At 46.9% G+C, this 23,490-nt stretch carries 18 protein-coding genes and 1 riboswitch; of the genes, 12 read left to right on the forward strand and 6 right to left on the reverse strand.

The genetic code is table 11. The features are described from left to right. The first annotated feature begins 117 nt into the window (after positions 1 to 117). The gene (locus HUB64_RS09410) at positions 118 to 633 is read left to right on the forward strand and encodes a tRNA-uridine aminocarboxypropyltransferase (protein ID WP_173496866.1); all 516 of its coding nucleotides are present in this window, start codon (positions 118 to 120) and stop codon (positions 631 to 633) included. A gap of 55 nt (positions 634 to 688) precedes the next feature. On the opposite strand, the gene HUB64_RS09415 is transcribed toward HUB64_RS09410, so the two are convergent. Continuing rightward, positions 689 to 835: a hypothetical protein gene (locus HUB64_RS09415; RefSeq protein ID WP_173496867.1), complete on the reverse strand. Its 147-nt coding sequence runs from the start codon at positions 833 to 835 to the stop codon at positions 689 to 691. Continuing rightward, positions 811 to 1,494: a hemolysin III family protein gene (locus HUB64_RS09420; protein ID WP_028759837.1), complete on the reverse strand. Its 684-nt coding sequence runs from the start codon at positions 1,492 to 1,494 to the stop codon at positions 811 to 813. The genes HUB64_RS09415 and HUB64_RS09420 overlap by 25 nt, the downstream gene beginning before the upstream one ends. A gap of 494 nt (positions 1,495 to 1,988) precedes the next feature. Between HUB64_RS09420 and HUB64_RS09425 the strand changes: the two genes are divergently transcribed. The 9 genes from HUB64_RS09425 to HUB64_RS09465 all read left to right on the forward strand — a co-directional run bounded on the left by HUB64_RS09425 (position 1,989) and on the right by HUB64_RS09465 (position 13,408). Next, positions 1,989 to 3,368 carry a hypothetical protein gene (locus HUB64_RS09425; protein ID WP_173244695.1) on the forward strand — a complete coding sequence of 460 codons (1,380 nt, stop codon included), beginning with the start codon at positions 1,989 to 1,991 and terminating at the stop codon, positions 3,366 to 3,368. A gap of 167 nt (positions 3,369 to 3,535) precedes the next feature. Beyond that, positions 3,536 to 3,634: riboswitch (TPP riboswitch) on the forward strand. A gap of 201 nt (positions 3,635 to 3,835) precedes the next feature. Continuing rightward, positions 3,836 to 5,941, forward strand: a complete 2,106-nt coding sequence (gene thiC / locus HUB64_RS09430; protein ID WP_254451405.1) for a phosphomethylpyrimidine synthase ThiC — start codon at positions 3,836 to 3,838, stop codon at positions 5,939 to 5,941. Positions 5,942 to 5,943: 2 nt separating this feature from the next. Then, the gene (gene thiE / locus HUB64_RS09435; protein WP_173496868.1) at positions 5,944 to 7,854 is read left to right on the forward strand and encodes a thiamine phosphate synthase; all 1,911 of its coding nucleotides are present in this window, start codon (positions 5,944 to 5,946) and stop codon (positions 7,852 to 7,854) included. Further along, positions 7,847 to 8,749, forward strand: coding sequence for a HesA/MoeB/ThiF family protein (locus tag HUB64_RS09440; RefSeq protein WP_173496869.1), 903 nt, complete (start codon positions 7,847 to 7,849; stop codon positions 8,747 to 8,749). Before thiE ends, HUB64_RS09440 begins: the two co-directional genes overlap by 8 nt. A gap of 1 nt (position 8,750) precedes the next feature. Next, on the forward strand, positions 8,751 to 8,954 hold the full coding sequence (thiS, locus tag HUB64_RS09445) for a sulfur carrier protein ThiS (protein ID WP_105252576.1): 204 nt from the start codon (positions 8,751 to 8,753) through the stop codon (positions 8,952 to 8,954). A 1-nt stretch (position 8,955) separates the two neighbouring features. Beyond that, entirely contained in the window at positions 8,956 to 9,720 is a 765-nt protein-coding gene (locus HUB64_RS09450; RefSeq protein WP_173244704.1) for a thiazole synthase, read from the forward strand. After that, positions 9,717 to 10,832, forward strand: a complete 1,116-nt coding sequence (gene thiH / locus HUB64_RS09455; protein WP_173244707.1) for a 2-iminoacetate synthase ThiH — start codon at positions 9,717 to 9,719, stop codon at positions 10,830 to 10,832. The genes HUB64_RS09450 and thiH overlap by 4 nt, the downstream gene beginning before the upstream one ends. A 102-nt stretch (positions 10,833 to 10,934) precedes the next feature. Next, positions 10,935 to 11,198: a chemotaxis protein gene (locus HUB64_RS09460; RefSeq protein WP_105252574.1), complete on the forward strand. Its 264-nt coding sequence runs from the start codon at positions 10,935 to 10,937 to the stop codon at positions 11,196 to 11,198. A gap of 5 nt (positions 11,199 to 11,203) precedes the next feature. Further along, positions 11,204 to 13,408: a putative metalloprotease CJM1_0395 family protein gene (locus tag HUB64_RS09465; RefSeq protein WP_173496870.1), complete on the forward strand. Its 2,205-nt coding sequence runs from the start codon at positions 11,204 to 11,206 to the stop codon at positions 13,406 to 13,408. A gap of 147 nt (positions 13,409 to 13,555) precedes the next feature. Here the strand turns inward: HUB64_RS09465 and HUB64_RS09470 are convergent, their stop codons facing one another. The 4 genes from HUB64_RS09470 to cmoA form a co-directional block, all read right to left on the reverse strand. Further along, positions 13,556 to 14,464, reverse strand: coding sequence for a LysR family transcriptional regulator (locus HUB64_RS09470; protein ID WP_105252571.1), 909 nt, complete (start codon positions 14,462 to 14,464; stop codon positions 13,556 to 13,558). A 203-nt stretch (positions 14,465 to 14,667) separates the two neighbouring features. Further along, entirely contained in the window at positions 14,668 to 16,530 is a 1,863-nt protein-coding gene (locus HUB64_RS09475) for a M3 family metallopeptidase (protein ID WP_173496871.1), read from the reverse strand. Between the two features lie 295 nt (positions 16,531 to 16,825). After that, entirely contained in the window at positions 16,826 to 17,818 is a 993-nt protein-coding gene (gene cmoB / locus HUB64_RS09480) for a tRNA 5-methoxyuridine(34)/uridine 5-oxyacetic acid(34) synthase CmoB (protein ID WP_173496872.1), read from the reverse strand. Next, on the reverse strand, positions 17,815 to 18,546 hold the full coding sequence (gene cmoA / locus HUB64_RS09485; protein ID WP_173496873.1) for a carboxy-S-adenosyl-L-methionine synthase CmoA: 732 nt from the start codon (positions 18,544 to 18,546) through the stop codon (positions 17,815 to 17,817). Before cmoA ends, cmoB begins: the two co-directional genes overlap by 4 nt. Before the next feature lie 150 nt (positions 18,547 to 18,696). Between cmoA and HUB64_RS09490 the strand changes: the two genes are divergently transcribed. Together HUB64_RS09490 and aspS are read left to right on the forward strand one after the other, a co-directional pair. Next, a complete protein-coding gene (locus HUB64_RS09490) occupies positions 18,697 to 21,507 on the forward strand; it encodes a transporter substrate-binding domain-containing protein (protein WP_173496874.1) in 2,811 nt (936 codons plus the stop codon). Between the two features lie 184 nt (positions 21,508 to 21,691). Next, positions 21,692 to 23,470 carry an aspartate--tRNA ligase gene (aspS, locus tag HUB64_RS09495; RefSeq protein WP_012089298.1) on the forward strand — a complete coding sequence of 593 codons (1,779 nt, stop codon included), beginning with the start codon at positions 21,692 to 21,694 and terminating at the stop codon, positions 23,468 to 23,470. The last annotated feature ends 20 nt before the right edge of the window (positions 23,471 to 23,490 follow it).

Here is a 23,490-nt window from a genome sequence, read left to right on the forward strand (position 1 = left end):
GGCGATTGAATACCGTTATTTTAACCTGATTTTTTAAGTGGATGTGCTTCGAGTCTGTGCCTGACTTAGTGGATGTTTAAGACAATTTCTCACTCTTTTGCCGCAGCAGGGAAGACAATGCAGATTATTTTATTGACCCACGAACGCGAGTTAACTCGCAAAACGAATACTGGCCAACTTGCGTTAGCCACATTCCCTGAAGTCGTGAAAAGCATCGTTTGGTCGAGAACGGCACCTGATAAAAATTTAGTGGCAATGCTAGCATCCCAGCAAGCCAAGCTGTTGTTTCCTGCAAGTGATACTGAGCCAGCGCTCTCGAACGCACAAGCCTTGTTAGTGCCTGCGCAATCTACAGTCATAGCAGCACAACGAATGCCGAACCAAGTGGTGATTTTAGATGCGACTTGGCAGGAGGCGCGTAAGATGCTGCGCCAGAGTCCCTATCTCAAAACAGCCGCACGGATTAGTTTGCCGCCACTTATGCCTGAATCCGCCTTTATATTGCGGCGTAATCAGCAAGAAGGGGGCTTGTGTACCGCAGAATGTATTATTGCGCTTTGGCGCCAGTGTGGCAGAGCAGAACAAGCGACGCTATTAGCGTCGCTGTTTACTGAATTGAATAGCCGTACTTGATTGCGATGTTCGAGAGAACGTTTGAGGAAGTTCATGAATAGATAATTAACGACTTTTAGCTTTGACCCATAGATAAATCACTGCCAGCTGAATCACCATCTGTTAAATCATAGTCATTTAAATCAGAGCCAGTTAAATCACCATCAGTTAAATCACCATCAGTTAAATCATAATCATTTAAATAACAGTCAGATAAATACACAGAAAGTGACTCATGGCACCGCCGAGCACAAACAAATGCCAAATGGCATGATTGAATGGAATGCGTTTACCGACGTAGAATACAACCCCTAAGGTGTAAAATAACCCGCCTAAGATTAATAGATTAAAGCCTACCTCTGACATCGCCGCCGTTAAATCGCCCATCACAGTGACACATAGCCAACCCATAGCGAGATACAACACTAGGCTTAACTTTTTGAATTTGTGAATAAACAGTGTCTTAAATAGGATCCCACCAATTGCAAGCGACCAAATGGCCGTTAAAATCACTACCGATTGTGTCCCCTGTAGGCTTATCAGCATCAAAGGTGTGTAAGTCCCTGCAATTAAACAGTAAATAGCGCAGTGATCGGCGATCTTCAGTTTATGTTTCCAGCCTGAATGGCTAACACTGTGATATAACGTCGAGCATAGGAAAAGCACTATGATGCTCGCACCATAAATGGTTACGCCCGCAAGTTGAATTGGCGTTAGGTGATCTTGACCTTTAAGCAGCATGAGCACCAATGCCACAATCCCCGCAATGACACCTAGGCCATGGGATACACTGTTAGCGATCTCTTCTTTGATACTATATGGTCCAGATTTTACCGGGTTTTTAACTGTGTTTGGCTGTTCGGTAACACTTTGACTCGACATGGTAGATACACACTCGTAAACGATAATGACTGAGTCTATCAGTTAGAAAAATAAACCACCATATTTAAGCGTACACTTGTAAGCTTAAATTTGTGGTTGGCTTCTATTTTTCATCTTTTAGATTTTTAACGCCGTCTTGCACTCCCATCAGTGCATCGCATTGATGATGCTACTCGCTTCAAGACGTGAGATTTAACATTCAATTTAGCGCGATTATGATCCCAATTTCCAACCTTATTTGTCTTAACTGGCAAGTGACTTATCAAGCACTGGCGTAAAGTACTGTGCTTGTAGCAGGTTGCATTCGCATTGAACTTTGCTCTGTTTGCCTCCTCTAATCTGCGTTGAGCACTCGTAAGTAAATGCAATCAATAGATAATTCGCTTTCAATATTCACCAACCCGATATTGGATTGATATTGAATTAGAGTGTAATCGTTCCACGTTAAGCATCATTGAAATCAATGGATACTATACAAAACCTAAGGATGGATTTTGCCTTTTCAACATCAACCCAAGGCCGCGCCTTTATTGACAGCATCTCCTACAGCGATAGCGATTGGAGATGATGCCAATAGTGCTTTGCTGATTTCGGTCACATCGCCAGAAGGCGAGACTTTTATCGCCTTTGATCATCACCTCGGTGAACTGGATGCTGCTCAAACGCCTGTTTTTACCACTGATACGGAGCCATTAGCGTTCAATAGCGATGCAGGTCATTCAGCCTCTAAGCATGACATCAAAGGCATAGCTCAAGATAAAACCCAAGATTTGGTACTGCAAGAAATCCATGCTGAACATCAACATAAATTGGTTCCTGAGTCTGAATCCAAACCTGAACTGTCTAGGACAATACAAACTAGTGCTCAGGGATTGGGTACGGGATCAGTTTTGCGTGCTCGTCAGCCATATTTCAAAGAATTAAGTCTGCTATTTTTCGTACTCTTAGTGCATGTGTGTTTATTTTTACTTATCTGCATTTTGTGGCGCCCGCAGTTAAATCCCTTTGGATTGAAGGAAATAGAAAGCCGTGGCCCTAAAGTGGCAGCGATCAAGGCTTACTTTATTTATGCTCCCGCGGTAGAGAAAGCCGAAACCTCGGAGTCCGAAACTGAGATAAAGGCCGAGGATAAGACTGAAGCGACAAGTTTAGTTGAGCCTATACCAGTTCCCACACCTCCAACTCAAGTTAAGCCTCTGCCAATACTTGAAAAGGTCATGCCTGAAACAATAGCACCTGAAAAGGCCGTCTCTGAAAAAGTGGAAGCGGAAAAAGTAGAGCAGGGAAAAGTGAAGCCAGATACGGTTAAACCGGACATCAATCAATCGAACCAATCTCAATCAAAGAGAACTCAATCAAGTGCCCAAAGTGAAGTACAGCCCGCTGAAGTGACGGCAAAAAAACCAACTAATACGCTTGATACCACAGAAATAAAGCCGCAGCTTGGCGCTAAGAGTTTACCCGCAGCAGAAGGTGAGAGCACAATAGCGACAAGCTCAAGCATGAGTTTATTCACGCAGCAATATTTTGAACGTCAGCGCGAGCAAGCGCTCGATGATCTCGTCATTGAACAGGCCGATAAATTCACCCTGAAATCGAATATGAGTGAAATGAGCCCAGAGATGGAGGTGCTATTTGTCCCTAACGCCGATGATTTCGGTGGCACAACGAGTCTAGATTTACCCTTAGATCCAAATCGTATTGTGCGTAAAGGGGATACTTGTTATCGCGTGGTACAAGTCGGCACTCAAGTTAATCCTAACGCCGAAAATTTAGGTTTTCCCATTAACTGCAGTGGCAAAAAAATCAATCAAGCTATTGATGATGCCATTCAATCTCGATTAAATAAAATGATGCTCAAACCCCATCAATAGCTGCTTTCTTTTATGATCTATTTTCATGCTAATTATAGATTTTTTAGTTTAATTTTATTTAATCAATTAAAAACAATTAATTATGAATCTTTATTTTGGATTGGTGGTTAAGATTTTTAATTGCTTTTTTCCTTGTTTGTTGCTGCCGCTTCTGTCTATACTGCGCACTCATCTTGTCGGAGTGCCTCTTGGCTGAGACCGTTTATTCGGGATCCGTTGAACCTGATCAGGTTAAAACCTGCGAAGGAAACAAGCGTAATAACACACATTAAATCGCCAAAATAGACGGCTTGAACACCTGTTAACTCAGCAGTGTTTTAAGCCTTAATGTTTAGATTTAATTGTTATTGAGCAGGGTAACTCAATTTTTGAAGCCAGTGTTGGCCACAAAAGTTGATTGCCATGTCCAGCTATCAACAACTCAATTCTCCAGACAAGCAACTCCATTTTTTAACGTGAGATTGCTTATGTCCAGTTCAAACCCAAACCCAGCTGTAGCTGCCAGTGCGATAGAAATCACAGCGCTAGAATCGACAATCCCTAATAAATCGACTGAGTCTCGTCAATCAACAGTGCCTAAGGCGCCGAGTCGCCGCGAAACCCGTGCGCAGGCCCAAGCCTTTATCGATACGCTAGCGCCACTGCAACATCCTAATTCACAAAAGATTTATCTCGAGGGTTCCAGTGCCGATATTCGCGTTGGCATGCGGCAAATTCTGCAGACTGACACCCTGGTCGGCGGCACAGATGATGCGCCCATCATGGAAAAAAATCCGCCAATCCGCGTGTACGATTGCGCCGGACCTTATTCCGATCCTGAGGCCGACATCAATGTGCGTCTAGGCCTTGGTAAATTAAGACAAAACTGGATCCTAGCCCGCAACGACACAGAGCAATTATCCTGCGCGACCTCAGACTTTACCCAACAAAGACTCGCCGACGACGGTTTAGATCATCTGCGTTTTGAGGCAGGCTCGAGTGCCATTGTCAGCCCACGCAGAGCGCTGCAGGGCAAACGAGTCAGTCAATTACACTATGCCCGTCAAGGGATTATCACGCCCGAAATGGAATATGTGGCGATCCGCGAGAACATGGCACTTGCGCAAGTACAGGATGAAATCCTCAATCGTAAAGCCAAGGGCGAAGCTTTTGGTGCCTTAGTCGGCGAACCGATTACCGCCGAATTTGTCCGCGCTGAAGTCGCCCGTGGCCGCGCGATTATTCCGCTGAATATTAACCATCCCGAAGCCGAACCTATGATCATCGGGCGTAACTTTCTGGTGAAAGTGAACGCCAATATCGGTAACTCGGCGGTGACCTCTTCCATCGAGGAAGAAGTGGAAAAGCTCGTCTGGTCTACCCGTTGGGGCGCAGATACGGTAATGGATTTATCCACAGGTCGTTATATCCATGAAACCCGCGAGTGGATCATCCGTAACTCGCCAGTGCCCATTGGCACAGTGCCGATTTATCAAGCGCTGGAGAAAGTAAACGGCGTGGCAGAGGATTTAACGTGGGAAGTGTTCCGCGATACCTTAATTGAACAAGCTGAGCAAGGTGTTGATTACTTTACGATTCATGCTGGTGTACTGCTACGTTATGTGCCGATGACGGCTAAACGCGTTACTGGGATCGTTTCCCGCGGCGGTTCAATCATGGCCAAATGGTGCCTGAGTCACCACAAAGAAAACTTCCTCTACAGTCATTTTCGTGAGATCTGTGAGCTTTGCGTCGCTTACGATGTATCCCTGTCTTTAGGCGATGGTATGCGTCCTGGATCGATTGCCGACGCTAATGATGCCGCCCAGTTTGCAGAGCTTGAAACCTTAGGTGAGCTAGTCAAAATCGCGTGGGAATACGACGTGCAAACCATTATCGAAGGACCGGGACATATCCCGATGCAGCTCATTAAAGAGAACATGGACAAGCAGTTAGTTCACTGCGACGAAGCGCCGTTTTACACCCTTGGCCCACAAATCACCGATATTGCACCTGGGTATGATCATTTCACCTCCGGCATAGGCGCGGCCATGATAGCTTGGTACGGCTGCGCTATGTTGTGTTATGTCACGCCAAAAGAACACTTAGGATTACCGAATAAACAAGATGTTAAGCAAGGTTTGATTGCTTATAAGATTGCCGCCCACGCCGCCGATGTGGCCAAAGGTCATCCGAGTGCGCAAATTCGTGATAATGCGCTGGCAAAGGCGCGGTTCGAATTCCGCTGGGAAGATCAATATAATTTAGGACTCGATCCTGAAACCGCGCGTGCTTATCACGATGAATCTTTACCGCAGGAATCCGCTAAAGTCGCGCATTTTTGCTCTATGTGCGGCCCTAAATTTTGTTCGATGAAAATCACCCAAGATGTTCGCGCCTATGCCGCTGGCTTAGAGGCGGCACAAGCGAAAGCGGAGCAAGTTGAAGCGGCTGCCCAAGCCATGCAAGTCACAATCAAGACGCCGCAGGATTTGGAAGCGGCAATGGCGCTAAAATCGGCACAATTTGCTGCCTCGGGCGCCGAGATCTATCACGTGAAAGACAAGCTTGTCGCCGAAGCTGAGGAAGCCTAATTATGCTGGGTATTCATGGGGGGAAATTGCCCATGAGTACCGAGCGTCCCGCGTTTGTTTGGACCATAGCCGGTTCAGACAGTGGCGGCGGTGCCGGTATTCAGGCGGACTTGGCAACGATTCAGGATTTGGGCTGTCACGGTTGCAGCGTGATCACCACAGTGACGGCGCAAAGCTCAGTGGCGGTCATTTTAGTTGAGCCCGTATCAGCGGCGATGTTAATGGCTCAGCTGACGACTCTACTTTCCGACTTGCCACCCAAAGCAATTAAAATCGGCTTACTGGCAGATCAAACTCAAGTGGCATTGCTGGCAGATTGGATCGCGAGTTTTAAAATCCACTATCCATCTGTGCCTGTGATTGTCGATCCTGTGATGGTCGCCAGTTGTGGCGATGCATTCGCAGTAGATAACTGTCAGGATATAAAAAGTACGGCTAAATCAGCCTTAGATTTTTATCCTTTCAAAGGTTTAATCGAACTTATCACGCCCAATGTGCTTGAACTTGGGCGGTTAACTAACAGTGATGTTTCGACCAAATCGCAGTTCGTTGCTGCAGCACAGGCTTTATCCCAGAGTTTAGATTGCAGTGTGTTCGCTAAAGGGGGCGATGTAAGCTTTGGCAGCACTGATATTCTTGATGATACTCATGTTCAAACTCAGGCTAACGTTCATGTTAGCACTCTCGATAGCAACGGCTGGGATTTTGAGCTTGCCGAGGATTATCTGGTTTGCCATCACGTGCGCGCGAGCTCTGAGCTGCATCAAAATGGGCGTTTCTGGTTGGCAAGCCCGCGGGTTAATACCCGTCATAACCATGGTAGCGGCTGCACTTTGTCATCGGCTATTGCCGCCGTGTTAGCGCAAGGTTTTGTATTGCAAGATGCGGTGGTGGTTGCCAAAGCCTACGTGAGTCAAGGCTTAAGCGCGGCGATTGGTTTAGGGCAAGGTCCAGGGCCGTTGGCCCGTACGGGGTGGCCCAATGACTTGTCCCGCTATGCCAAGATAAAATTGTGTGATGGTAATTTTATTAGTTATCACCTCAACCAACATCTTGATGTTGGTAATGACTTAGTTGCAACAGTTTTTTCCGCAACAGATCAGGCAACCGCTCAGGTAAGAATAACTTCGACGCCAGCTCAATACATCTCATCCCACGGTTTTAAAGTGCTCGATGCCGATCTTGGTGTTTATCCCGTGGTGAGTGACTTAATCATGCTGGAAAGTTTGTTAGTTGCGGGTGTTAAAACCGTGCAGTTACGGATAAAAACCGATACCAGCGGGTCAACTGCTGCAGGGTTAGCAGGATACCAGCGAGATAAATCTGCGCTAGGCAAGTCTGAGTCAGGTAAATTTGAGTTGGTTGGCTCTGAATTAGAAGCACAAATTCAAACGGCCATTGCCTTAGGTAAGCATTTTAATGCGCAGCTTTTTATCAATGATCACTGGCAGTTAGCGATAAAATACCATGCCTTTGGGGTACATTTAGGCCAAGAAGATCTCGCCGTTACCGACTTAGCGGCCATTCAAGCCGCGGGGCTCGCGTTAGGTCTATCCACCCACAGTTATTTCGAGTTGTTATTGGCGCATCAATACTCGCCATCCTACATAGCGCTTGGGCATATATTCCCAACCACGACGAAGCAAATGCCTTCAGCGCCCCAAGGGCTCGCAAAACTTAAGCACTATGTGGCGTTACTCCAAGACCATTATCCCTTGGTCGCCATTGGCGGCATCGACTTAGATAATCTGGCAAAGGTGAAAGCCACTGGGGTGGGCAATATTGCTGTGGTGCGCGCAATAACGAAAGCTAAGGATCCAGTCGCAGCGTTTGCAGAGCTGAGCCAAGCTTGGGAGCAATGTAGCTTGTCTGAAGAACTGGCTGTAAAGCATGAGGTTGCTAAGCATGAGTAAAAACCAACCGCTTGCTCACGCAGAGGTTCTTTGCGACGGTACACAAAGCGCTCATACACTAAGTGATGCCAATTTCATCCGTTATTCTCGGCAAGTCTTATTGCCAGAAGTGGGTGAGGCCGGACAATTACTACTGGCCGACGCCAGCGTTGTTATTGTAGGGCTTGGCGGTTTAGGGCAATTGGCGGCGCAGTATCTGGCCTGTGCAGGCATTGGCTACTTGACCTTAATCGACATGGATAAGGTTGAAGTATCGAATCTACCAAGACAATTGCTATTCAACGATGCCGACATTGGACTCAATAAGGCGCGAGTTGCCAAGCAAAAGCTCAAAGGCTTAGCGCCGCAGTGCACTGTTACTGCCCATGAAACAGTATTTAGTGCTGAGACATCAGCTCATCACTTCGCTGAGGTTTTACAATTAAAACAACAGGGTAAAAGAGTGCTCGTGCTTGACTGCACCGATAACTTTGCGACTCGCCAATCCATTAATCGCTGCTGTATCGAAGCTACTTTGCCTTTAGTTAGTGCGTCAATCGCAGCATTTAGCGGCCAATTGTTTGCGGTCGATCAAATGCAGCTCCCCTCTGGCGGTTGTTATCACTGTATTTTCCCCGCACAGACGAGAGTGTCGCAGAGCTGCAGTACCCAAGGCGTACTCGGCCCCAGCGTAGGCGTGATGGCGTCAATGCAATCTTTGGTGGCAATGCAACTCTTGCTGAGTGTGAATAGCGGTGGTGATGAACCGAAAAATGCCTTGTTGGGGCGTTTTTGGCGCTTTGACGCTAAATCACTTGCGTGGACTGCTGCTGTATTAACGCGGGATCCCCACTGTGATGTGTGTGGTCCCAAAGGGGCTTATCTATCATCAAATAAAGATAGTCTTGAGGTTTGATATGATTTTAATTCACATAAACAATATCCCGCAGTCGTTATCTGAACCGACGTCACTCGCGGCTGTGATCCTCGCACAAAATATTGCCCTCGATTCAGTTGCTATCGTGTTGAATGCTGAGGTCGTTCCGCGCAATCGCTGGCAATCTATTCTCTGCCAACATGAAGATAAATTAGAACTTTTCTCAGCTGTAGCGGGAGGCTAGTATGTTAAAGATTGCCGATGTGGAGTTTGAGTCGCGTTTATTTACTGGGACGGGAAAGTTCAGCAATAGCCAAGTGATGATCGAGGCGATAATGGCTTCAAAATCGCAGTTAGTGACAGTTGCGATGAAAAGAATTGATTTTAAAATGGGGCTTGATGATTTACTCACGCCGTTACGTCAAGCGGGTGTCCGGCTATTGCCTAACACTTCGGGGGCGAGAAACGCCAAGGAAGCGGTGTTTGCGGCTGAGCTTGCCCGTGAAATGCTGGGAACTCATTGGATTAAGCTCGAAATCCACCCCGATCCTAAGTACCTGATGCCCGATGCAATTGAAACCTTAGCAGCGGCCAAGATTCTCTGTGATAAAGGTTTTATCGTGATGCCCTATGTGCATGCCGATCCTGTGCTGTGCTGTCGCTTGGAAGAGGTGGGCTGCGCTGCGGTTATGCCATTGGCGAGTCCGATTGGCAGTAATCAGGGTTTAGTCACTGAAAGCTTTTTAAAAATCATCATAGAGCAGTCGCGGGTGCCAGTGGTGATCGATGCCGGCATTGGCGCGCCTTCACAGGCTGTGCGGGCAATGGAGCTGGGCGCCGATGCGGTGCTCGTCAACACCGCCATCGCCAGCAGCGCGTCGCCGATAGTGATGGCCGAGTGCTTTAAGGATGCGGTGCAATGCGGTAGACGGGCGTTTGAAGCTGGGCTTGGCCGAGTACAAACGGGCGCGGTACAGACCAGTCCTCTGACAGGATTTTTAAACCAATGAGTTTTGTAGCGGAATTTGCCAAAATCCCACGGGATAAACTGTTACTCGATTTGTATTCTTGCACAGCCCAAGATGTCGAGCGGGCGTTAGTGAGTCCAGCAGGGGATTTACGCAGCTTACTGGCCTTGTTATCACCTGCGGCAGAGCCTTATATCGAAACCATGGCGCAGCAATCTGCGGCGCTTACGCGGCAGCGATTTGGCGCGAATCTTGGCATGTATTTACCGCTATATGTCTCGAATCTGTGCGCTAATGAATGTGATTACTGTGGTTTTAGCATGAGTAACAAACTCAAACGCAAGACCTTGAATGAACAGGAGTTGATGGCTGAAATAGCTATTATCAAAGGCAGAGGTTTTGATTCTATTTTACTGGTGTCGGGTGAGCATGAAACTAAGGTCGGCATCGATTATTTTAAGCAAATGTTGCCGTTGGTAAAGCAGCAATTTAGCCATGTGGCGATGGAGGTCCAACCCATGAGTGAGGACCATTATCGCCAGTTAGTCGCGCTAGGTTTAGATGCTGTGATGATTTATCAGGAGACCTATCAGCCCGAGACTTATGCTCGTCACCATTCCCGAGGTAAAAAAATGGATTTTGCCTATCGCTTAGCAACACCGGATAGAGTTGCGGCGGCGGGGGGGGATAAAATTGGTCTTGGGGTATTACTGGGGCTGGATGATTGGCGTTTAGATGCGTTAATGATGGGATATCATCTTGACTATTTAGAGCGTCGCTATTGGCGCACTCGCTTTAGTATTTCGCTGCCAAGGTTAAGGCCTTGTACTGGCGGGATCACCCCAAAAGTTATGCTATCGGATTTAGGTTTAGTGCAAATGATTTGTGCATTTAGACTTTTTAATCATCAGCTTGATATCAGTATGTCGACAAGGGAAAGCCCTGAGCTGAGGGATAATCTTTTGCCACTTGGAATTACTCAAATCAGTGCGGGTAGTTCGACACAACCGGGCGGCTATCAAGCACCCGACAGTCAACTCGATCAATTTGAGATAAGCGATGATCGCAGCGTCGAGCAAGTCATCGAACAGATGCAACTGCAGGGTTTTAATCCCGTATTTAAGGATTGGGAAGCTAATTGGATCACAGGATAAATAAGACCATAAATAAATGGTGAGAATGCGGATAAAACCTGTACTTTTGCAGGTGATTGGTCAATAATTGACCCATTAATCACAGCGTGCAGGAATACCGTTATGCAAATCCAATCTGCTTATTCATCCGGTCTGCAAGGCTTGCAAAGTGCTCAATCTGGGCTCACTCAAGCAACAATAGATGTGGCTAAACCTACACCGACTCAAAGTGCGGCTCCGGCTGAATCTACAAGAGATGTTGCGCAGCCTGATAAAACCTCGGCATTACTTACCGCTAATGAGTCATTAAGACAAGGGGAAGCGTCAACAGAAGTGATTGAAACTGATTCTGAAACGATAGGTTCGATCATTAATATTAAGGTGTAAATATCATGTCGGTTGTGGCGCTATCACCTAAGGTTGGAGCGCCATCCTCTTCATTTTCGGCACATGATAAGATGCTCAGCTCGAATCTAAGCCAGAGTCACGCTAATAGCACTTATCAAGGAGCCAGCGCTCACACTGCAGGCTCCGCAAAAATTGAAGCGAGTGGTGTCCATGAACTACAGGTTACTGGAACTTCATTTGCTCCAGTTCAAGCCACGCCTATTACTTCATTAGCTGCTAACGTTTCCCAATCTCTCCACTCATCACCGAATGTGTCTTTTGCTGCTTCTAGTGCTGTTTCATCAACTACTGCATCTGTACTTCCTGTACTGAATGGTGCAAGCCAAGCACTCGAGGTCGCTCCTTTTTCCGTACCAACGCCAAGGAGCAATCCTCAGGTAAATACGTTAAATGACCGAGCTAGCTTACATGCCGATGCGAGTTTTAGTTTGTTAACAGGACCAAGATCCATTTCTGGTGTACGCGGGGGACAGATTGCGACACCTATTTCTACTCAGGTATTTTCGCCAGTCGCGAGTACTAGTAACAGCGGACTTGGGGTAAATTCCTTGGCTACAATAAGTCCGAATCTTAGCGTAACGAGCAATATTCCCGTTGATATTTTTACGCCTCTGAGTCCATCAATTGGCACGAGTGGTACTGATATTCCTGCTTTCAATCCATCTAGCACGGGTGATGTTTCTCCAATAATGCCTGATTTAGCTGCAGTGTTTGGACCACAAACTGTCTTTACTGGAACTGCGTTAGTTGATCCCACTACGTCCGATTCTGCAATCAACAGTTTTGTAAATAAGAGTGCTGTAAATAAGAGTGTAGCAACGAGTGCAGGGCCTGTTGGTCAGTCAAACTCTGCGCAAGCCGTAGATCAATCCGCTAGCAATGATGTTGCTCAACCGACTGTGTTAGAGCAATTTACTCAAGTTTTCGGTGAAGCTCAGGCTCAAGCTGGTCCTGTAGATGCTCCTGCGACAGCGTCTAACCCAGATGATAGTCAACAAGTCTTAGCTGCTGTCTTTGCCCCAAATGATAATCAGCTTGAAAAGCAAGTACAGGAAGAAGAATCGCGGAAACAGCAAATAGCAGCAGCGGAAGAGGCAAAGCAGCAATCACTGGTTCAGCAGGCTCAGGAACAAGAGATACAAGCCCAAGAAAAAGTACAGGCTCAACAGCAACAGCAAGTCGATGAACTTAAAACTCGAGATTCAGAGGTTAAAGCCCATGAGCATGCCCACGCAACCGTCGGAGGACAATACGCTCAGAGCCCGAGTTTTAAGTATGAAAAGGGTGCTGATGGCCAACGTTACGCCACCGATGGCGAAGTGCAGATTGATGTCTCTCCAGTGGGAGGCGACCCGCTTGCAACGATAAACAAAATGAAGCAAGTTTATGCCGCAGCAATGGCTCCTGTTGACCCGTCATCAGCGGATATCCGTGTTGCCGCGGAAGCCTTGCAAAAAATGAATGAAGCTAAGGTGATGCTGGCAGAGGAGCGACAAAAACAAATTGTTGACTTGCAAACGGCTCAAACATTAATAGACGCGGATGCTCAAATCAAAGAGTTGCCACCGTTAGAAAAACATACACCTGTAGTGACGGGAGACGTTGATGAGTCAGGTAATATTGCTCAGCCCCAAGAGGCTGTATTCACCCCCGCCTCTACTGCGCTTGATAAGCTAAAACAAGCGATCGAGGCGCAAACGGCCAATACGAGAGTTATTGATACGGGTTCGAAAACCTCTTCTGATATCAGTGACTCAATCACTACATCGATCACAGTGGAAACGATTGAGCCACCGACCGCAACTTTAGCATTTGGAGAAGCTTCAACTTCAGCGGATTTAGCGACGGGTTTTATCTCAAGATCCGATAGTGCTGTAAGCCGTTATTATGCCGCAGTTGCACAAGCCAGTGCTGGACCTTCAGCTCGTGTCGATATGACGTCGCAAGCCAATATTCTGCCTTCTTATCTGGCATCTCCAAATGATCTGCCTAGCAATTTGCAATCTACGGATGTGTTGTCCGCAAACAATGTAAATGAGCAGTCTTCAAATATCAGTGCTAGCGCGAATACGAATGTGTCTTTGCAGAGCGAGTTATATGTGGAAGATGACCTCTTGCAGGAGACAGGATTTATTCAGCCGCAATATTTGGGTTATCAACAAGCACGCTATATCGACTTTAGTGTGTAAGATTAGGTTTTAACTATTTCCATGATTCGATGTTCATCATCTTTTTCGAAACAACCTCTCAGTACCACTAAGAACTAACCATTTAATCAGCAGTTAGTACTTATCGTTTTGCTCACTCGAATTGATAACTCGTTTGGTATCTTGCTGTTAATGACTATTCGTCGTTTCAATTCCATGCTGTTTTAAAATCAAGGAAGCAAGCAGTTTTGATGCAGGCCCTTGTTGATCTCTTTTAGGGATCACTAAGCTCAACATGATACGACGTTTTTGGCTGCCCTCAAGATGTAAACGTACTAGATTACCCGAAGCCAATTCTTCTTGGACTAAGAAAGAGGGGATCCAACAGAAACCAATACCTTGATTTAAAATGACTTTAGCTTCATGGAAGTTAGAGACTGTCCAGCGCTGCTCTGCTTTGAGCCAGCCGATATCAATGTTGGATTGCACTCCAGTATCTTTAATCACTAACTGTAAATATTGTGCCAGTAGTTTATCGTCTTCAATTGTGCCTAAATCAGCGAGTGGATGATTTGGATGACAGACGAGGTAGAGTTCTTGTTCACATAAGGGTTCGGATAAATACCCTTTAGGCGGCACCCCTGCACAGATAGCAATATCGACTTTACTCTGCAGAATTAGCTCTTGAGTGCCAGTAATCACAGAATCCAGCATGATGATTCGAGTGCCACGACTGTGGGGTAGAAACGCATTGAGGGCACACACTAAGCTTTCCATCGGATAGATAATTTCACGGGCAATCGTGAGTGTCGGCTCCCACCCTTGCTCGAGATTACTCGCAAGCTGTTCTAACTCGTTGACGGCTTGGGTGACATGCCGTGAGCGGCGCAGCAGCACTTCGCCCTGCGGGGTGAGATAGGCTTTACGGCCTTTGACTTCGAGTAGCTCGATACCTAATTGATGCTGTAATTTGGCAACGGCATGGTTAAGTGACGATTGACTCTTGTTGAGTTTTTCGGCCGCTTGGGCATAGCCGCCAAAATCGACCACCGCTTGCAAAATACGCCATTGTTCTAAGGTAGATTTAGCTCGAGTCATTATAATCTCAAAAAAACGATAGATTGAGGCTTATAGTGGCCACTTCTTACGACTTTTTCAATTAAATCTCATAGAGTCAGTCATTCTCACGACATATAGATAGTTATGTCGCGCTAAGTTATTAAGGTGATAGAGAGGCGAATCATGACGATTAGCTGTGTTTGCGCCCGAGCGAGTCACAAACACACCCTAAGCATTCAGACTTAAAACGCACAAGAACCTGTTGCGTCGAAAGCTTGATTGTTGGAATTGTCAGCATGTTCTGAAGCGGCGCTATTTGAAATTCTTTGGATCAGTGCAGCACTATCAACGGGGGCGCCAATGACCACTTTTAATTGGTCACTTAAGCTTAAAGCGTCTTCATTGATGACTAATACATTGAATAATTTGAGTTTGTCTTGGCAGTTGAATGTGGATTGATCTATCAGCCTGGCTAGCGATGCTTGCCAGAGTGATTGGTAGTAGAGCGGTCCTTCGTTGGCGATAGCATTGAAGCTATAAGGATAATCCTGTGTTTGTGGCCAGTCTTGACCAAAGCTCGCATTAAACTCCGCACCGAGATCGGGGTAGACTTGTGCACTTGAGTTTTGGTAAAAGTTGACTGCAACCTTAGCGCGAAAGACTTTAAGCTGCTTCGAATAAGCTTTAGCCAGTGTTTCACGCTCCTGTAAATAGGTGTGCTCAAACTGCGGAAAGAGTTGATGGCGCAGTACTTCTGCTAACCAAAGACTCGCCACAAAATAGCTATCTTGACTCTGTCCCATGGCATTGTTGAGGTAGAAATGGCTCGCTTTAGCAAGGGAAGTGACCGCCTCTGCGATAGACTCGGTTAATTGCTCAATGTCTTTGTAGTTACTCAGCTGTGGCTTGAGATCTAAAGCTTGTTGTCCAAATTGCTGGCCGAGTACACTTTGACGCAATGTCTGCTGTTGACTACCTTGCTGTGGATTATGGTTGTAAGCCACATAGATTTCACCCAACAATCTTTGCTGGTGGTAGACCCTGACGATATGCGGCCGATTAGGAACGGTTGGTGTTTTCTCGGCGTTGGCGGTTGCTATGGTCTCAAACTGCAAACCAAACACTTGCAGATAAGTAAAGCTGCGACTCAAGACGTCAGAAGTTTGCCATGTCGGCCCCTTAGCTGATACTTGTTGTGACAGGGTTCGCCCAATATCCCAGGGAGCCACTTGCAGATCTTGGGTTTGGCTATCGAGAAAGGCTTTGACTAATTCAGGGGACGATAACTGCTGCGAACTAAGCGCTAATGCGCTGTAATCGGTAAAGCCTGCAGTAGTGGCGGCTTGTTGGCGCTGCTCAGCAATACGCTCTAATGCCGTTTGGTTGGTTTCACTGGCTCTGGCTTGGTAGGCCTGCCATACATTTTGGCGACATACGGCGTTTTCCTGCGTCAGTAAGTAACTGGCGATAGTGCCAGAAAAGTCGCTCTGCTTTGAACTGTCGGGCTTCGGCTCATCACTTCTATCACCTTTTTTATGCAGATGATGTTGCTGCTGAGTCGCTTCGGGTTGGCATTGGCTGTCATTGAAGGCAAGATTAAATTGCTGGCTGCCTAACCCTTGGCCTATGCTGGCTTGCGCTGTATGTAATTTCGCTTTTTCCTCGGCGCTCCAATGCTGTTGTAGTAACTGTTTAAGCTGTTGGCTCAGCAGTATTTGTTCTGCATTGCCTTGGGCTAAGGCGTAGGCGAGTTGGCTCAATTCAGTTTGGCTGAGAAGTTGCGATAGGGTGTCGGCGAGGTGTAGCTGGCATTGCAGTAGACCCTCGCGTTCCTCACTCGGTAAGTTAAACCCACGGTAATAGTTGAGCCTGTCGTTGATATTATTAAGCCCTAACATCTGTTGCTCAAAAATAAGCGCGCGCTGGGCCAAGGTTAATTCAGACGCAGTTAAACGCGCATTGGCGAACACAGTCGCGAGATCAATACTTGGCAAACGCAGGCATTGTTCAACTAAAAGGGGAACAGGGCTTGGCGCCGCATAGGCGGCATTCGTAACATAAAGGCTCAAGCCAAACAGGCTAACCAGTAAAGTGGGTTTTAACATGGGTAATGTGTTCTGCATCTGTGATGGAATGAGTTAACTTTGACTTAGTATCCAATTGAGTTAGCTTCAAGTCATTGTTATGCATGAAACCCTGTTCTGTTCTGGATGTCAACGATAAGGGTGGGAGTCGCAAATGTATTGCTATTCAAGGAAGGAGTTACACTGAGCTGCTGAACACCTACAGATTCCAGATGTACTAGAGGAATGGTGTTCTTTCTGCTTTTGATATCAGCCATCACCAACTCAAACCCTGAGGACGTAATGACTGATATTCGCTTACTTCAGACTGAAAAGGTTAGTTTAAATCCTGATTAGGCTGATTTTTCACCGCGATAATCGTGGCGCGTTTGGGCGCAGGATAACCTTCAACCGTTTTGGTGATGTCGTTAGGATCTAGGTATTCAACCAGTGATTCGTTGGGCATCCAGTCGGTACGGCGTTGCTCGGCAAGGGCAGTGACATCGGTATCGACACAACGGATATCAGTGAAATCACACTTCTTTAACCATAGCATGAGCGCGGCAACGGACGGAATGAACCATACATTATTCATTTTGCCATATCTATCTTGAGGCACGAGTACGGCATTTTCGTCGCCATCTATCACCAAGGTTTCTAGCACGAGCTCACCACCGGTGCGCAATTGATCACGCAGCTGTAACAAGTGATCGATAGGCGAACGTCTGTGATACAAAACACCCATGGAGAAAACCGTGTCAAATGCATCGAGCGGTGGCAGCTCTTCAATACCCAATGGTAACAGGTGTACAGGGTGATGTGTGCCCGCTAAACGTTTGACGGCTTCAAACTGACATAAAAACAACGGCGAAGGGTCGATACCGACGACACGTTTGGCACCTGAGCCCAACATGCGCCACATGTGATAACCACTGCCGCAACCGACATCGAGCACAGTGCGGTTTTTCAGCGGCGAAATATGTTGCTTAACGCGGTCCCATTTCCAGTCACTGCGCCATTCGGTATCGATGTGGATGCCATGAATGTGGAAGGGGCCTTTACGCCATGGCATAAACAAACGCAGCAGGTTTTCAAGCTTCTCTTTTTCGCCTGGGCTAAGTTGCTCGCCGCTACCGACGGTCACGCTATCAACAAAATCCACTTGGTCGGGTGCTTGATAGTGCAGCTTGTTGAGCACTTTTTCCCACTTTGGCAGGTTGCCGTGTTTATGTTCCCGTTGCCACTTGCCTAAAATGCTCGGCAGGGTTTCGAGCCAGTGCTGTAGATTCGAATCGGCGATTTGTTGGTAAAACGAGCTAAAGCTGATCACTTGATGGCCACCATAGAAGCAAAGTTAAAGCATTGGAACCAGAGACTAAAGTGACTAAAGCCTTGGCGGGTGAGTCGTTGTTGATGCGTGGTTAAGGTGTCGGGCTTCATGACATTTTCCAGCGCACTGCGTTTTTGGCTGATCTCAAGTTCGCTGTAACCATTAGCGCGTTTAAAGTCCAAATGTTGCTCTTCCAATAAGGTTTGGATAGGAGCATCTTCGAAGCGAATTTTTTCAGACAGCACTAAAAGTCCGCCGGGATTAAGACCCTGATAAATCTTGGCTATCAGGGTTTCTCTGTCTTCTGGCGGTAAAAACTGCAAGGTAAAGTTGAGTACCACCAATGACGCATTTTGAATATCGATATCGCGAATATCACCGCAAACCAGATCGACATCCGTATCGCTGACATAGGCATTCAGGTTCTCTTGGCAGCGTGCGACCATAGATTCACTGTTATCTACAGCAATAATGCGACATTGGCGGCCTTGAATTTGGCGACGAATACTTAAGGTGGCGGCACCGAGTGAGCAACCCAAATCGTAAATTTGAGTATTTGGCATGACGAAACGATCTGCAAAATCGCCTATGGTATTGATAATTTGCGTATATCCAGGCACTGAGCGGCGGATCATGTCACTGAATACGCCTGCTACACGGTTATCAAACTGGAAATCGCTAATATGCTCGCTCGCTTGAGCGTAGATAGTGTCTTGAGAAACGTTCATCTGAGATTTTTCATGGGAATTCAACTGCGCATTTTAACGAATCAGAGCGATTAGCAGCAAGTATCATGCTAGTAATTTGCGATAAATTTTTGTCTAATACTTAATAGATAACAAAATCGTTACATGTACATCAAGTACTAAGGGCTCAACTTGAAGTTTGTGATCCACTTAATTGTGATCTTGTGCAGCTGTTTTTTGGGTATAACGGGGCAGGCAAGTCCGTTGTCCTCTGAGCCATTAATCATCGTTATGGGTGAGGATAGCTTTCCCTATCAATATGTCGACAACGATGGCGAGCCGACTGGATTACTGGTTGATTTATGGAAAGAGTGGGCTAAACACAGCCATACCCAAGTTGTTTTTGTGGCGCGCCACTGGCACGAGTCCCTTGATCAACTGCGGCAAGGTAAGGCGCAAGTACATATCGGCATGGGGAAAACCCCAGAGCGAGAGCAAGAATTTGATTTTACGGTGCCCATTGCGGATGTGGGCACTTTTTTGTATTTGCATAAATCCTTGCAGGGCAAAAAATCCATCAAAGAACTGATCCCCTTTCAAATTGGTGTGGTAGCGGCTTCATCCCATGAAGCGGAATTACATCGTATCGAACCGCAGCTTGTGTTTAAACGCTACGAAAGTCGTGAGAAATTATTGGCAGGGGTCGCCGCGGGCGAGATCGTAGTCTTTGCGGGGTTAGAAGGCTATTTGAAAGATCCCGACTCATCCCAAGAGATTGCCGCAAACTTTCCCAATACTGCCCGCCTTCAAATTAAGGCGATGCAGTTTGTACCCGCAGTTCAAAAGGGCAATCTTGCATTAGTCGATAAGATCAATAAAGGTTTCACTGCGCTCGATGTGCACTTTATTCAGCAAACGGAGCGACGTTGGCTTGGCTATCAACGTCAACAAGCTGGACTCGTTATTTCGATGCAACTGGGCGTCGAGCCTTTTGTGGACTTAGGGGTCGATGGTTTACCCCATGGTTTGTATGTGGACATGTGGCAGCTTTGGTCTGAGAAAACGGGTATTGCCGTTGATTTTATTTCTGGTGATATGAACTCCAGCGTGGACGATGTTCGTCGCGGTCTCGCCGATGCCCACATAGGTTATCCTGAAAGTGATGATGTTAAAACGGGCCTTACTCAGGCTTGGCATTTATATACGGTGAAGAGTCGACTCTTTCTCTATCAGCAACAGTTAATCGATTTAGACAGCTTAAAAGGTAAACGTATTGGTGTGGTGCCGACAGCGCCTTATTTGGTGGAGTTGCGTAAAGCATTACCCCAAGTGTCACTGCGTTATTACGACAGTATGGATGCCATGGTGGCGGGGGCGAGGTCTGGAGAAGTTGTCGGTTTTATCGCCGCGGGTGCATGGACATCCCATTATTTACTGCTCAATAAAGGCTGGTCTGACTTTAGCCAGTATCCTGATCTCGAATTTAGCACCAACATTTATGTGCTGACCCGTAGCGATGATGCTGGCCTTACACAGAGGATAGCCAATGGGTTTAACAGTATTAGCAATCAAGAATTTGCTGAGATTGAACATAAATGGATGCTCAATCCTAAAGATCATGTTTTTACCCAAGCTGAGCGCCATGTCAGCCTAAGCCCCGCAGAACAGGCCTATGTGGAAAGTGTAGGCGAACTCAAAGTCGGTTATTTAAAGCAATGGCCACCGATGGAGTTTATGGATGAACAGGGTGAGTTTGCGGGGATCAATAGCGATATCGTCAAATTGCTCAAGGAACAACTCAAACTTAAGCTCACGCCCGTTGCCTTTGATGATTGGCATTCGTTAATCGAGGCGTTGCAAAAGGGCGAGGTGAGTTTAGCCGGCAGTGTCGCGCAAACGGCGGAGCGCCAGCAGCGTTTAGCGTTTAGTGAAGCCTATTGGCCATCGCCGTGGGCCTTAGTATCGCAACTGGAACAAGTCTCGGTTTTTAATATTGCTCAGCTCGCAGGTCAAAGGGTAGCTGTGGTTGAGGGATATCATTTGGTGGCGCAATTGATGAGTCTGGAGCCTTCGCTCAAGTTAGTCATAGTGCCAAATACGCAGGCCGGATTAGCGGCCGTGACGAATGGCAATGCGGATGTGTTTATCGATAAAGTGGTGACTTTAGCTTCTGAGCTTAAAACCAGCCACTATCCGACACTGAAAATGTCGCTGCTCAGTGATCTCGCCGATCAGCATAGTCATATTGGTGTTTATCCTCAATTTGCGCCGCTGGTGCCGCTGATTAACAAAGCCTTAGCCTTGATTGACGCTCAGCATCAGCAAAAAATATATACGCGCTGGGTGTCATTTTCAGTGGCGACAGAGAGCGCTAAATATCTGCAATGGCTGCGTTATATCGTGTTTGGCGTGATAATCTTGTGCTTAGTGATGGTGGCGGTGTTATTAGTGAATCGCCGCTTAAATCGTGAGATCACCCAGCGATTGGTGGCAGAAAAACGTTTGTTGCATGTGGCTAATCATGATGCTTTAACTCAGTTGCCCAATCGTGCCTTACTTGATGACAGACTAACCCAAGCTTTGCTATCTCATCGCAGAGAACAGGCACATTTCGCTTTGTTATTCATCGATCTCGATGGTTTTAAACAAATCAATGACCAACACGGTCATCCCATTGGCGATGAATTACTGGTACTGGTCGCCCAAAAGTTAACCAAGGTTATCCGTGGCTCAGATACCGTTGCGCGATTTGGCGGCGATGAGTTTGTTATCCTGCTAAATCGTGTGCAAGATCTCGATGCTGCAACCCAAGTTGCTGATAATATTCTACAGGCACTGTCGAGCCCTTTGCTTATTCAAGGCGTCAGTGTCAGCATCGCCGTTAGTATCGGCGTGGTGATTTACCCCCGCGATGGTGACACAGCGATAGGTTTGTTGAAAAAAGCCGATCAGCTGATGTACCAAGCAAAAAGTAGCGGCGGGCGTTGTTATCGCTCAGCTTGATGTTTTTTTGAACGCTCATGCTCAGATAGTGCGTTCGCCTCTAGTCAAGGGCGTAAAACTGTTTGATACTTCACCGCCTAAGTGTGAAGTACTTTGGTAATCGGCATTATTTTACTATAATGCCGCTTTTATCTCGTTTTGATTATTTCCAAAGCACCGGTTTCCGGATAAAGGATAGAGTTAGATGCGCAGTCATTATTGTGGAGACGTCAATAAGTCTCACGTTGGACAAGAAGTTACCTTGGTAGGTTGGGTTAATCGTAGCCGTGATTTGGGTGGCGTTGTCTTTTTAGATTTAAGAGACAGAGAAGGTCTCATCCAAGTGGTCTATGATCCAGACTTACCTGAGGTGTTCAATGTCGCCAGCACGCTGCGCGCCGAATTTTGCGTTCAGGTCAAAGGCTTAGTTCGTGCCCGTCCTGATAGCCAAGTCAATGGTCAAATGAAGACGGGTGAGATTGAAGTCTTAGGTCAAGCCTTGACGATTATCAACGCTGCCGATCCACTGCCATTGAGCATGGATAACTACCAGAACAACAGCGAAGAGCAACGTCTTAAGTATCGTTACTTAGATTTACGTCGTCCAGAAATGGCGCAGCGATTAATTTTCCGCGCTAAAGTGACCAGTTCTGTGCGTCGTTTCCTCGATTCAAACGGTTTCTTAGACATAGAAACCCCGATCCTGACCAAGGCAACCCCAGAAGGTGCCCGCGATTATTTAGTACCAAGCCGTACTTATAAAGGTCAGTTCTTTGCCTTGCCACAATCGCCACAGCTGTTTAAACAGTTGCTGATGATGTCAGGCTTTGATCGTTACTATCAAATCGTAAAATGCTTCCGTGATGAAGACTTACGTGCCGACCGTCAGCCAGAATTCACCCAAATCGATATCGAAACGTCTTTCATGAGCTCTGAGCAAGTGATGGCGAAAACCGAAGAGATGATGCGTGGTCTGTTCCTTGAAATGCTGAACGTCGATCTTGGCGAGTTCCCGCGCATGACTTACAACGAAGCGATGCGTCGTTTTGGTTCAGATAAGCCAGATTTACGTAACCCATTAGAGCTGGTGGACATTGCCGATTTACTCAAAGAAGTCGAATTTGCGGTATTCTCTGGTCCTGCGAACGATGAAGAAGGCCGTGTTGCTGCACTGCGTATTCCGGGCGGCGCTGCGCTGTCTCGTAAGCAAATAGATGATTACACGAAGTTTGTTGGCATTTATGGTGCTAAAGGCTTAGCGTGGATGAAGATTAATGACCTAAGCCTTGGCTTAGAAGGCATTCAATCACCGGTACTGAAATTCTTAAACGAAAGCATAGTCAATGAAATCGTGAGCCGCACTGGCGCGCAAACTGGTGACATTATCCTGTTTGGTGCAGATCAGGCGACTGTGGTTGCCGAATCTATGGGCGCACTGCGTCTTAAAGCGGGCGAAGATTTCAACTTATTACAAGGTGAATGGCGTCCACTGTGGGTAGTTGACTTCCCAATGTTTGAGAAAATCAACGGCAACTTCCACGCGGTTCACCATCCGTTCACCGCACCGCGCGGCGTAACGGCAGCTGAACTTGAAGCTAACCCAGCTAATCGCGTTTCTGATGCCTACGATATGGTATTAAACGGCTGCGAATTAGGCGGTGGTTCGGTGCGTATCCACAACCAAGAAATGCAGTCTGCGGTATTCCGTATTCTGGGCATTACCGACGAAGAAGCTAAAGAGAAGTTCGGCTTCCTGTTAGAAGCGCTGCGTTACGGCACACCGCCACATGCAGGTTTAGCGTTTGGTTTAGACCGCATCATCATGCTGATGACAGGCGCAAGTTCAATCCGTGATGTGATGGCGTTCCCGAAAACCACTACAGCCGCTTGCCCGCTGACTAACGCGCCTGGTTTTGCCAATCCGCAGCAGTTAGCTGAACTTGGCATTGCCGTGGTTGAGAAAGCCGTTAAAACGGAAGACTGATCTTTTGTAAGAGGGCTTTG

It is taken from the genome of Shewanella sp. ISTPL2 (assembly GCF_013283205.1).
Taxonomy (GTDB): domain Bacteria; phylum Pseudomonadota; class Gammaproteobacteria; order Enterobacterales; family Shewanellaceae; genus Shewanella; species Shewanella oncorhynchi.

Excerpts from the sequence above, each read along its gene's own strand:
- HUB64_RS09410 (WP_173496866.1), top strand. The coding sequence starts at position 118 with ATGCAGATTATTTTATTGACCCACGAACGCGAGTTAACTCGCAAAACG.
- HUB64_RS09420 (WP_028759837.1), bottom strand. The coding sequence starts at position 1,494 with ATGTCGAGTCAAAGTGTTACCGAACAGCCAAACACAGTTAAAAACCCG.
- thiC (WP_254451405.1), top strand. The coding sequence starts at position 3,836 with ATGTCCAGTTCAAACCCAAACCCAGCTGTAGCTGCCAGTGCGATAGAA.
- thiE (WP_173496868.1), top strand. The coding sequence starts at position 5,944 with ATGCTGGGTATTCATGGGGGGAAATTGCCCATGAGTACCGAGCGTCCC.
- HUB64_RS09440 (WP_173496869.1), top strand. The coding sequence starts at position 7,847 with ATGAGTAAAAACCAACCGCTTGCTCACGCAGAGGTTCTTTGCGACGGT.
- thiS (WP_105252576.1), top strand. The coding sequence starts at position 8,751 with ATGATTTTAATTCACATAAACAATATCCCGCAGTCGTTATCTGAACCG.
- HUB64_RS09450 (WP_173244704.1), top strand. The coding sequence starts at position 8,956 with ATGTTAAAGATTGCCGATGTGGAGTTTGAGTCGCGTTTATTTACTGGG.
- thiH (WP_173244707.1), top strand. The coding sequence starts at position 9,717 with ATGAGTTTTGTAGCGGAATTTGCCAAAATCCCACGGGATAAACTGTTA.
- HUB64_RS09460 (WP_105252574.1), top strand. The coding sequence starts at position 10,935 with ATGCAAATCCAATCTGCTTATTCATCCGGTCTGCAAGGCTTGCAAAGT.
- HUB64_RS09465 (WP_173496870.1), top strand. The coding sequence starts at position 11,204 with ATGTCGGTTGTGGCGCTATCACCTAAGGTTGGAGCGCCATCCTCTTCA.
- HUB64_RS09470 (WP_105252571.1), bottom strand. The coding sequence starts at position 14,464 with ATGACTCGAGCTAAATCTACCTTAGAACAATGGCGTATTTTGCAAGCG.
- HUB64_RS09475 (WP_173496871.1), bottom strand. The coding sequence starts at position 16,530 with ATGTTAAAACCCACTTTACTGGTTAGCCTGTTTGGCTTGAGCCTTTAT.
- cmoA (WP_173496873.1), bottom strand. The coding sequence starts at position 18,546 with ATGAACGTTTCTCAAGACACTATCTACGCTCAAGCGAGCGAGCATATT.
- aspS (WP_012089298.1), top strand. The coding sequence starts at position 21,692 with ATGCGCAGTCATTATTGTGGAGACGTCAATAAGTCTCACGTTGGACAA.